The sequence below is a fragment of the Thermococcus celericrescens genome (assembly GCF_001484195.1).
Classification (GTDB): Archaea; Methanobacteriota_B; Thermococci; order Thermococcales; family Thermococcaceae; genus Thermococcus; species Thermococcus celericrescens.
This window is the reverse complement of record NZ_LLYW01000035.1, coordinates 113,439-123,677: the sequence shown is the minus strand read 5'-3', so window position 1 is coordinate 123,677 and position 10,239 is coordinate 113,439. Positions and strand designations below refer to the sequence as shown.

The window sequence follows — 10,239 nt, the reverse complement described above, 5'->3', positions numbered from 1 at the left end:
CTAATCGCCCTTGCTTGCCCTTTAAGTGTATTCTCCCCTTGAATTGAATTTCGAGGCGTTTGAACTTTTCGAGGCCTTTGAGGATTAGTTTGTTTCCTTCAATTTTGTATTGGTCGTTTCTGAGGACTATTAAGCCTTCTCCCTTGATGTAGTTTGGTGGTTTGGGTTTGAGCCAGTTGGGGGGTTCTCCGTTCCGCGTGTTCCTTAAGAGTGAGAAGAAGCTTCTCCAGCTTTCGGCGTTCTTCCTGCAGATTTGTTGAACCGTTGCCGAGCCTATTTCGGATTTGAATGTTTCTCTTGGGTTTTTGAGGGTTGTAGTTTTACCGTTATTGACCGCTTCATTCTAAAGTATGGTAATGTTCTTAGGCTTTAAAATAGTTTTGCTTTCCTGCCTTCAGGCTGGTCTCCCAATCACTGCATCCCCGCCCTAAAGGACGAGGCCTTCAGAAGAAGGTAAATGATTTGTACTCTTCATATGCAAATGCCGGGCATATATTTGCACAGTAGCCCCTTAGAATACATCTGCTGCAAATTCCTTGAAATTCATCAGGTTTTACTCTACGAAGCTCCCCTAAAAAACCTCTGCCACTATACCATATGTCTTTTAGGCTCTCTTCTTTTATGTTTCCTATCACAGTCTCTGGATGTTCAGTTCCTATACCACACAACGACACTCCTCCATCAGGTAAAATCCCAAGCATTTTTGTATAGTTGCATGCCATTCTTGAAATGTTTAGGTCTCTCCTTCCGTATTTCGTGAGCAGATAATGAGGTACCATAGACCATATTTTTGCCGGGATATTTGTTGTATAGCTGGATTAAATACTCTATGAGTGTTTAGTATTGGGAGAAAGACAGAGAGATGTTATAATACTTAGCTCTTCCTATTGGGAGTATTGGATTAAATTTTATTGCCTTTGCACCCAGATTCATAACTAGCTCTGCTATTTTAAAAACGGAGTGTAAGTTGCGATTGAATATAGACACTACAACAACCGGAGGCATATCCAGCTCTCCAAGTTTTGGTATTACATCTAAAACCCTTCTGTATACCCGTCCTTAGACCCCCGTACATGATGGAGACGAAGTGAAGGAGGATATAAGAAAGCTGCTCGCCGAGGTGCTGGGCTGAGTTCAAGCGTCCTTCCTGAATTCCCCGTGTGATTGAAGAAAAAAGAAGACGCACAGGAACTCACTGAATCTTGTACCTCAGGAACGCGGCGATTCCGCCGAAGGCCTTGTAGAACTGCTGGCCCTCCTCGGTGTCGAGGGAGATGACCTCCACCTCGGAGCCGGATTCCTCCGCCATTTTTATTAGCTCCTCCGCGACGTCCCACTTCTCGAAGCTGAGGTTCTGACTGCCGCACTTGGGGCAGTGGGTGAGCTTTTTCTTGTAAACGTGGAACTCGGACTCGCTCATGGTCTTGAGCTCTTCCCAGCCGCAGCTGTTGCACTTAACCCTAACCCTGACCCTGTCGTAGCCCTCGCTGATGAGGAGCGTATCGACGGCGCCGAGCTCCAGGGCCTTCCTGACTTCGTTCTCACCGTACGTTATCATCCCGGTGTCCTTGACGAGGTGCCTGAAGAAGTTCTGTATGAGGTGGCGCTCCTTTATGGCCTCGTGGTCTTTGAGGATGTCGCTGGCCTTCTCGACGAGCTCCTTGAGACCGTAGGCCCCGCTGTAGCTGATGTCAACGACGCCGATTATCTTCTTCCTGAGCTCGTGGTGGAGGTACTCGCCGTCTATGAAGTCCTCCTTGGTCGGTCCCGGGCCGCCTATGATTATGCCCCTCAGCTCGCCCTTCTCCAGGAGGGGGAGGAAGGCCTTGTTGGCGTGCTCGGCGATGCGCTTCATGAACTCGTGGGTCTCCTGCTCACGGATGCGCTCGTAACGCCTGGCCGACTGACCACCGGCCCTCGTCTTGCCGGGGACGTTGGAGGTCAGCTCGTCTATGACGTCAATGCGCTTTCCGCGGAGGACTCCGATGGTGGCCTCGTTCTTCTCAACGGTTATGAGGCCGTAGGCGTCCTTGACGCGAAGCATCTCCTCCAGCGGCTCGGTGATGAAAGTCTGGTCGCATCGGTAGAGCCTTACCCTGAGGGGTTCGGGCGGGATTATCGCCCAGAGCTTTATGTCGCTGACGCCCTCCTGCTCGCTGACGTTTCCGACGAAGAGGGCCAGGCCGGTCTCGGGGGTCTTGCGGTAGAGCTTGAGGTGCTGCATTGCCCTCTCAAGGGCACCGAGGACGTTCTTTCGGGTTGACTTGCTCTTGATGTTCTGGGCCGTTCCGTACTCCTCCCTCAGCTGCTGCATGACCTTGTTCAGGTCGTATCCAGCCGGAACGTAGAGGCTCACCAGTTCGGTGGCTCGACCTCGATAACCCTTCAGCTCCTCGACCTTCTTCTTGAGTTCATACATCTCGGCTGACTTGTGAGACATGAGCATCACTCCCCTTCAGAACGTTTTTCCAGCCAGTTTCCGCTACCTGAGAATGAAAAAAGCAGGGAATTTATAAAAGTTTAGGAATGGAGGAAGATTCAGCTAGAACCATGAGATTATTATGAGGGCTATGACGCCCAGGATTCCGCCTATGGCGACCACCAGAACGTTAAGCGCCGTCAATGACACGTCTGAAATGCCTATCCAGTTCGTGAACCACAGGATAATCAGGCCGATTATCGCGTTGGCCACCAGATACCTGATTATGGTAAAGCCTACCTTGACCACCACCATGATGGCCAGGAACAGGAAAAACAGGAACAGCAACTCCGCTAACATGGTATCACCTGAAGTAGTTAAAACGAGCGGGCTTATTAATCTTTCGTAACATAAATGGAATGATGGAGGAAGTACATCAATTTGACTTCAGCTTATGGAAGTTTTTCAAGGACCTCCCTCGCTATCTCCCCCAGCGGCACCCACTTCCTGCCCTCGAACGGGAGTATAACCTTCCTCAACGTTGGGCATCCTTTCCCAAGATCGAGAGTCCCATTGCGGCCTTTCGGTAGACCGGGTCGCTGAAGTAATAAACTCCAGACTCGTCTTTATCTACGATAAAAAGCTCATCGATTAAGATTGTTAACAGGTGACTTAGGGCCCCTTTCGTGATTCCCGTCTCCAGCAGCTCTCCCCAGGTGGCCCCGAAGGCAAGCAGTTTGATAACTGCCCTTGCCTTAGGTGTTCTTCCCTCCAGCAGATGCTCCAGCTCTTTTTGAGCTTCCCTGACCGCCACACCCATCGCGGTTCTCAGGGCTCTTTCGTGATCCCTCTCGATGTACCTCCTCACTCCGTAAAGATTCAGCCATCCCGGCAGGGTGCCGAGTCTCCGTATGACTTCCCGTAGTTCTCCACGCGTATACCCTATTCCAAGCCTCTCAAACCCCGTTTCAAGGAAATTTTCTGCAACGTCCTCTGACCACGGGGAGAGGCGTATCTCAATGGGTATCCTTCCGAAAAGAGGATCCTCATGAGTCGATTCAAAGAGTTTCCTGACGACACCCGCGTAGGATCCAGTGAAGATGATTAGAAGTGAATCGTTCTCATTAAAAATCGAGCCCAAGGCTTTTAGAAAATGGGGCACGCCCTGCTGAATGTTTTGGACCTCGTCAAGAATGAGAACGGTGTCTTTTAGTGTGGAGAAAGCGTCCACCAAAGCCTGCCTTGCTGAGGTGCTCTCCTTGAGCTTGACAGCAACGCCTGCCCCGAGTGCCGAAGCGGAGACCTCGGAGATATGCTTTGAGAGTTTGTCCAGGGTCGACTTTGGTAAACGCCCCAGAATTTTCTCGGTGGCCCCTCTAAACGTGTCTGTATCCCTTAAATCAACAAAAACAACGCGGTATCCGTTTTTTCCGGCAAATACATTGGCCCCCGCCCACGCCAGACTTGTTTTCCCCACCATTCGGGGCCCCAGTACTGCGACCCAGCTCCGGGATTCAAGCGCCCTGGACAGCTTCTCAATCTCCTCATCCCTGCCAAACAGATTGCTCGCGTCCTTTCTGGGCCTCTGATCAAAGAAATGTGCCTTCTCACCCTTCTTTCCGAGATGAAGTCTTGACATGGATACCCCCTGAACCGGTTCAGGGGGTTCCCACTGATAAGTTTTTCTATCCCATGCCTCCCCCGAATTGGTGGTATCGCCTAGAGTTTTTCAAGGGCCTCCCTCGCTATCTCCCCCAGCGGCACCCACTTCCTGCCCTCGAACGGGAGTATAACCTTATCCTCGACGCCCACGAGCTCCTCGATGTAGGGCCTTGCCTCCGTCATACCGAGCTGTCCCGCCATGAGTGCCGCGAACCCCTTGAGGTTCCGGCCGCCCTCGACCAGCGCCCTGATTATATCGTCGCTTACCTCCGCCCGCAGCGCTCTCACAGCTCCTCCAAACCGCCTGGCGAGCTCGTAGGAGAGCACCATGGCGTTTTCCTGGACGTACGGGTTCCTATCTAGGGTGAGGGTTACAGCCTTTGGGAACACCGTCCTCAGCCGGCCCTCCACGAGGTCGCCCCTCCGCTCGGCCACCATGCTGAGCACCAGCAGGGCGTCCCCCCTGATGCCCGGAGCGTTTTCGTCGAGGAGCTCGATGAGGCCGGACAGTGCCTTCCTGTCCTTGACCGCCATGGAGACCGCTTCGTCGAAGCGCTCCTCCTCGATCAGCTTCTTTATTTTATCCCTCTTTGATCCAAAGGAAAACAGCCCCATTTCGATCACCAGCTTTATCTTTAGTATTCGCGAAAGGTTAAATGCTTTTCTGGGGAACTGTATGGCTCATACATCCCATTTGTACCGTTCCCTTAAATGCCTCAAAAACTCCGAGTCCTTGAAGATATAAAACCAATGGCGCTTTAGATTGAACTTGAGCGTCTTGGGATTCCTGAGCTTTACCTTTTCTCTTCTGAAAGCCTCGCCCTTTAGGGCGGGGATGCAATAATCGAAAAACCAGCCTGAGAGCAGGAAAGCAAACTATTTTAAAACCTAAAAAGATACCATACTTTGAAATGAAGCGTTCAGTAACCGTTAAACTACAACCCTCAAAAGCTCAAGAGAAGACACTCAAAGAGTTAGTCCAAATTAGTTCCAAAGTCTGGAACAGGGTAAACTACCTTAGGAGGCAGGAATTCTTCGAGGGAAAGCCTGTAGACTTCCTCAAAACCGAGAAAATTGTCTATGAGGAGTTTAAATCCGAGATAGGCTCGGCAACAGTCCAGCAAATTTGCAGAAAGAACGCTGAAATCTGGCGTTCATTCTTCTCACTCATCAGGAACAAAAGGAACGGAGAACTCCCCAACTGGCTTAAACCAAAACCACCAAACTACATCAAAGAAGGAGGCTTAATAGTCCTCAGGAACGACCAATACAAGATTGAAGGGAACAAACTAATCCTTAAGGGTCTCGGAAAGTTCAAAAGGCTGGAAGTTCAATTCAAGGGTAGAATACACCTTAAAGGCAAGCAGGGTAGACTGGAAATAACTTATGACCCAGTAAGGCGGAAGTGGTATGCTCACATCAGTTACACGGTAAAGGAGAAACTTCAGGGTGAGGAATGGGTAGAAGTTCCAAGACAACCCTTGGGAGACCTCTCGGCGGGAATAGACTTAGGAGTGAACAATTTGATGGCCGTTTATGTCGAGAATGGTGAGAGCTTTTTAGTGGACGGAAGGCCGTTGAAGTCAATAGCCTTCTATTGGCAGAGGAGAATAGCGGGGTATCAGTCAAAAATCAACAAAAGCGGGGCAAAGAAGAGTAGAAAGCTCGCAAGAATGCATCAAAAGGCTAAGCTTCAAGCCAAACACTACATTAACACAGCAGTAAGAAGAACGGTGGAAAAACTCTACCACCTTGGAGTTTCCAGAATTGTGGTGGGCTATCCAAAGGGAATAGCCAGAAACTCTGATAAGGGTAAAAAACAAAATTATCTTCTCTCTCACGTCTGGCGGTTTAACTGTGTCATTAAACGCTTAATCGAGGTCGCCGAGGAGTATGGTATTAGCGTTATTGTCGTTAATGAGGCTTTCACGTCTAAGCGTTGTCCCGTCTGCGGGAAGCCCCACGAGGGGGCGAGGTTTGTTCGTGGGTTATTTAAGTGTCCCGTGACGGGGCTTATCTTTAATGCGGACTTAGTTGGAGCGTTTAATATTTTGAAGAAGGTGGTGAAAACCATAACCCCGAATCTGAGCGGTCTTTACGCTCAGAGGAGGGGTAACGGGGGGAAGACCCTCCCCGAGGGGTCGAAGACCTGCTTTAACTTGGGTTTGAATGAGACCCCTCAAACCTCCCCGTCATTGGCGAGGGGTTAAGCCGAACCCTCGCCCTTCACGACGGGAAGGAGGTCAGCAGGTGCTTTGTGTTCATGCTCACCAAATACCGCGCCCTTGCGGCATAAACCACGTCCAGGAACTTAATGTCATCCTCATGGCCTACCTTTTCCACCAGTTCTCTGTCCTCTTCAAACCTGACTTTGGGGGATAGTTTTTCAGTGTGGTTCAGAACCAGGTGATAAATCGCCCTTGCCTTCTGCGGTTTCCCGGTGAGTATTCCGAGAACCGCCAGGGTTTCCTTCATCTCCTTCAGGGTTTCGGGGGAGCCGTGATTGAGCACCACTCCATCGCGGAGAAGGCGGAGGATTCTCACCGACGGACTTCTCCGGGTGTCCCTGGACTTCAGTGCACTGATTAAAATGGAAGTGTCCAGAACTACCTTTATTTTAGCCATTCAAATCACTCCAAGCTTTTTGAGCTTCCGCTCGATCCTCCTGAACTTTTTAAGCCTCTCGCGTGCCGTCTCTATGAGGGCCCCTGTACTCATTTCAACTGCTTTGTTGTCTTCAAGAATAGCATCCCACGCTTCACTGTCATCCATCGGCTCATCCATGCTCCTCATAAGCTCCTTAACCTGGAAGAACCACACAACGTCCTCGGGCTTCTCTTTAATTGCCCGGGCAAGGCCATCGACGATTGACTCAAACACCCGCCTGTCCGAAAGTTTTACCGCCACCCTTCCCACCGGCTTTTCCTTGGTTTTCAAGCTCTTAAGGTTAACTGAAGAGGTTCACCTCTTCGCCTCACTCAGTCCCCAGCGCGCAGATTATGACCTCGCACGCCCCTGCCTCTCCGTCCATGCAGTCGTTGTAGATTTCCTCAAGGGTCTTGCCGTCCGTTGAATAATCTATAGTCCCCGGGCGGGTGCCGCTGTATGATGTCCCATCGACGGTGCAGGTCGTTGCGCCGTTCGAGGTTGAGAGGGAGACGGTCTTGGATTTGAGGGCGTTCCAGTCGCCTTTTATTTTGAGCTGGGAGATGATGAGCTGGGCGTTGTCTTGGAGTTGGGATTTATCAACTTTTCCACCGAGGGATAGTGCGGTGGGTAAATATCCCCTGTTATATGCAAAAAGTGTCACAAATATTATGATGAACACAGTTGCTATCATAAAAAGGTATTCAAGAGAAGTTTGAGCCTTCATTGCAATTCCCCCTAAAAAACAAAGAGTTAAAAAAGATCACTTAATCACACTTTGTGTCCGTTCCCAAGGTCTGCGAGCACATAGCAGGCTGCTTTTGCGTTGTCTCCACCAGAGGAGCAGGTGTTGTATACGTCGCTGAGGGGGATGCCATTGCCACCAGTTAGGGAGTTTGATCCTATCTGTAGGCTCTCATACTCGCTCTCATGCGTAGCAGTTGCGTTCCATACAGGATTACCATTGTTTTCAATAGACAAAATGTTCTTGGTATCATCAAGCTTGACATTATAATTATCATTCCAGACTCCCGCTGCAGTGAGAGTGCTCTTAGCAAGCTCTGCCTGGCTCTGAAGAGAAGCTATGTCCGCCTGCTGGCTGGCAGTGCCCGTGCTCTGACCAACATACCTAACCGCAATCAGTATTATAACCAGGGCCGCCGCGATCATGAACAGGTACTCGATGGCGCCCTGACCCTTCTTCCTTCTTAGCCTGAACATTTTCCGACACCTCCGGGGAGTTACTTCACCTTATTCTAGGCCCGAAAAAACTTATATAGCTTTCTGCCCAAATTTAGGGGAAGCATACTCAATATTGCGGAAACCTCAAGGGGTGGTCCCGTGGAATTGGTAAGTATCCAACACGACTCTGCGAGCGTTGAAGATTGTACAAGGAACGTCGTACTCCAGTCGGAGGAAATCCTGTCACGTCGCCCGGGCTTCATATCATCCGCAAAGATAGATCTCTCCTTTGGAGCTTTTATGAACCTTACCGTTACGATACTGGTCGATCCGCATCAAGATATGGCAAAGGGGGTCATAGCTGAGTACTCAACAGGTAAGAGCAGGGCTGACGCGATAGCAAAGGCCGTTGAGAAGGTGAACCTGAAGCTCCCGCCCGGTGCGTCCGTTGTCGACTTCGAGATAGGGACGTACATCACGCCGGTCACGAGGAGAACCTACGCAGTCGCGGTTGCCGTCTACAACGCTCCCCTGGAGATGCGGCCGCTGAACGAGTGCACCGTTGAGGAGCGCAGGCGGCTCCTGGGACGTGTTCTTGAGGAGTTCAACTACAACCCCCGCGTCCTCAACATCTCCGAAATAGCGAGGATGTTCGGGGTCTCGAGGGACTCGATATACTACGACATCGAGCAGATACTCAAGGAGAAAAAGAAGGGACGGGTCAGCCGGTAGCGCTTATCGGGGCGGGGGTTGCGGAGAGTATGAAGAGCACCAGCGCCGCCAGCGCCAGGGCAATTCTCTTCTTCGATATTGGAGACACCTCGTCGAGGGCGCCGGGGTTGCCCATGGCCCCCATCATGAGGACGAGGATTCCCCATATCAGCCATCCTACCCAGAGGAAGCTCATGCCTATGAGCACGAGCCCAACGGCCGTGGTCAGGTAGCGGTGCGTCCTCTCTCCCAGGAACGCCCTCGCTATGTGGCCCCCGTCAAGCTGGGCCGCGGGGATGAGATTCAGGAAGGTCACCAGTATTCCGACCCAGCCGGCTATTGCCACCGGATGGAGGAACACGACGCTGTTCTCGGGGAACGTCACCACGTACTTCTCAATGAACATGAAAAAGAGGTTCTCGCCGAAGGTTATCCCTCCCGTTGGCGGCACCATGCTGATGGGAACTGGAACCGACAGCTTTAACCCTATTATGCTGACGGGGATGGCAACGAGAAAACCCGCTATCGGGCCGCTCACGCCGAGGTCGATGGCGGCGTTCCTCGTTGGCAGGGGGGATTTCACCCTTATCACCGCGCCCATCGTCCCGAGCATGCTGGGGAACGGGATGAAGTAGGGCATCGTGGCGCGGACGCCGTGGTAGGCCGCGGCTATTTTGTGGCCCAGCTCGTGGGTTCCGAGTATCGCCATGACGCTTATTGAAAATGCCAGCGCGTTGACGTAGGGGTTTCTTATCCCGGGCAGGCCGTATTCGTCGAGGAGGGAGATGTAGCTCAGGGAGAGCCAGTATCCGGCGAGGAACGTGGTGAATATCGTCGCGATTAGGAAAACCCAGGGGAGCCAGCGGTTGTCTTCTTTGACCTCCCCGGCGGGGAAGACGTAGAGGAGAACCTTCCCCCCGCGCCTCTTGAGGGCCGCCCAGTAGCCGAGCTCCTCGAGCTCCCTCAGGACCCTTTCAAAGTTTTCCTCCAGGACATCCCTGACCTCAAATGTGAAGACGTTGCCCTCGACCCCGCGGGGCTCGATGATGTAGAACTCACTCAGCTTCGCCTCCACGGCAGGCGGAAGTGCCGCTGGATGAACGGCGTGGAGAGGAACGCGCTGGGAGACGGATGGTTCGTTCGGGGCTCCGGGGATTTCGGCGTTTTCGGCCCCGGCCTCAAAGCCCACCAGAACCATGTCGCCGCCGCACGCGGGGCAGCTTCTCTCCAGAACCGGCTCGCTGGAGTCGACGACCTCCCTGCGGCCGCACCTGACGCACTCGTAAATTCCCCTCGACATTTTTCCTCCCAGAATAAAGAGTCGGGAGGGGTTAAAAAGTTACCTTTTTCTTTTGAAAGCCTCGTCTTTTAGGGAGGGGATGCAATAAACCGCCCAACAGCTGTTAAACCATCGAAACCCTTTTAAGTTTTTGCGACTTAATAAGGCCTCGGAGAGGCCACTCGGAAGAATATGGCGGAGTGAGGGGTTTCACGTGTCCTCCCGCCACTGGGAGGAAGACGCTGTTAAGCGTCCTTTCAAGAACCGCCTTCGAGCGGTTGAAAACTCTGAGTGGTGGCCTTTGAGGCGATAACCCCGAGCGGGTTTTCACCCATAAGGG

The 10,239-nt window shown here is 51.9% G+C and carries 12 protein-coding genes and 1 pseudogene; 2 read left to right on the top strand and 11 right to left on the bottom strand.

Going from position 1 to position 10,239, the window contains the following annotated elements; genetic code table 11:
- From APY94_RS13715 to APY94_RS10340, 6 genes and pseudogenes are all read right to left on the bottom strand, one after another.
- A pseudogene (locus APY94_RS13715) lies at window positions 1–295 on the bottom strand (RNA-guided endonuclease InsQ/TnpB family protein); the annotation flags it as partial.
- Window positions 296–443: 148 nt separating this feature from the next.
- Window positions 444–701 (bottom strand): SPASM domain-containing protein, encoded by a 258-nt coding sequence (locus APY94_RS13710; protein ID WP_245610463.1) that lies wholly within the window; start codon window positions 699–701, stop codon window positions 444–446.
- A gap of 491 nt (window positions 702–1,192) precedes the next feature.
- Window positions 1,193–2,440, bottom strand: a complete 1,248-nt coding sequence (prf1, locus tag APY94_RS10355) for a peptide chain release factor aRF-1 (RefSeq protein ID WP_058939553.1) — start codon at window positions 2,438–2,440, stop codon at window positions 1,193–1,195.
- Window positions 2,441–2,542: 102 nt separating this feature from the next.
- The gene (locus APY94_RS10350; protein ID WP_058939552.1) at window positions 2,543–2,779 is read right to left on the bottom strand and encodes a pro-sigmaK processing inhibitor BofA family protein; all 237 of its coding nucleotides are present in this window, start codon (window positions 2,777–2,779) and stop codon (window positions 2,543–2,545) included.
- 175 nt (window positions 2,780–2,954) lie between these two features.
- Window positions 2,955–4,058: an AAA family ATPase gene (locus APY94_RS10345; protein ID WP_058939551.1), complete on the bottom strand. Its 1,104-nt coding sequence runs from the start codon at window positions 4,056–4,058 to the stop codon at window positions 2,955–2,957.
- A gap of 80 nt (window positions 4,059–4,138) precedes the next feature.
- Window positions 4,139–4,696: a hypothetical protein gene (locus tag APY94_RS10340; RefSeq protein ID WP_058939550.1), complete on the bottom strand. Its 558-nt coding sequence runs from the start codon at window positions 4,694–4,696 to the stop codon at window positions 4,139–4,141.
- 296 nt (window positions 4,697–4,992) lie between these two features.
- Here APY94_RS10340 and APY94_RS10335 point away from each other — a divergent pair, with 296 nt between their 5' ends.
- Window positions 4,993–6,291: an RNA-guided endonuclease InsQ/TnpB family protein gene (locus APY94_RS10335; RefSeq protein ID WP_058939549.1), complete on the top strand. Its 1,299-nt coding sequence runs from the start codon at window positions 4,993–4,995 to the stop codon at window positions 6,289–6,291.
- A 16-nt stretch (window positions 6,292–6,307) separates the two neighbouring features.
- Here the strand turns inward: APY94_RS10335 and APY94_RS10330 are convergent, their stop codons facing one another.
- The 4 genes from APY94_RS10330 to APY94_RS10315 all read right to left on the bottom strand — a co-directional run bounded on the left by APY94_RS10330 (window position 6,308) and on the right by APY94_RS10315 (window position 7,948).
- Window positions 6,308–6,706 carry a putative toxin-antitoxin system toxin component, PIN family gene (locus tag APY94_RS10330; RefSeq protein WP_058939548.1) on the bottom strand — a complete coding sequence of 133 codons (399 nt, stop codon included), beginning with the start codon at window positions 6,704–6,706 and terminating at the stop codon, window positions 6,308–6,310.
- Window positions 6,707–6,997, bottom strand: coding sequence for a hypothetical protein (locus APY94_RS10325; protein WP_157065527.1), 291 nt, complete (start codon window positions 6,995–6,997; stop codon window positions 6,707–6,709).
- 58 nt (window positions 6,998–7,055) lie between these two features.
- On the bottom strand, window positions 7,056–7,409 hold the full coding sequence (locus APY94_RS10320) for a hypothetical protein (RefSeq protein WP_157065526.1): 354 nt from the start codon (window positions 7,407–7,409) through the stop codon (window positions 7,056–7,058).
- Between the two features lie 89 nt (window positions 7,410–7,498).
- Window positions 7,499–7,948, bottom strand: a complete 450-nt coding sequence (locus APY94_RS10315) for a class III signal peptide-containing protein (protein ID WP_058939545.1) — start codon at window positions 7,946–7,948, stop codon at window positions 7,499–7,501.
- Window positions 7,949–8,068: 120 nt separating this feature from the next.
- Here APY94_RS10315 and APY94_RS10310 point away from each other — a divergent pair, with 120 nt between their 5' ends.
- Window positions 8,069–8,641, top strand: coding sequence for a hypothetical protein (locus APY94_RS10310; RefSeq protein ID WP_169791815.1), 573 nt, complete (start codon window positions 8,069–8,071; stop codon window positions 8,639–8,641).
- Here APY94_RS10310 and APY94_RS10305 read toward each other — a convergent pair.
- Entirely contained in the window at window positions 8,631–9,920 is a 1,290-nt protein-coding gene (locus APY94_RS10305; protein ID WP_058939543.1) for a site-2 protease family protein, read from the bottom strand. The genes APY94_RS10310 and APY94_RS10305 overlap by 11 nt on opposite strands.
- Window positions 9,921–10,239 lie beyond the last annotated feature (319 nt).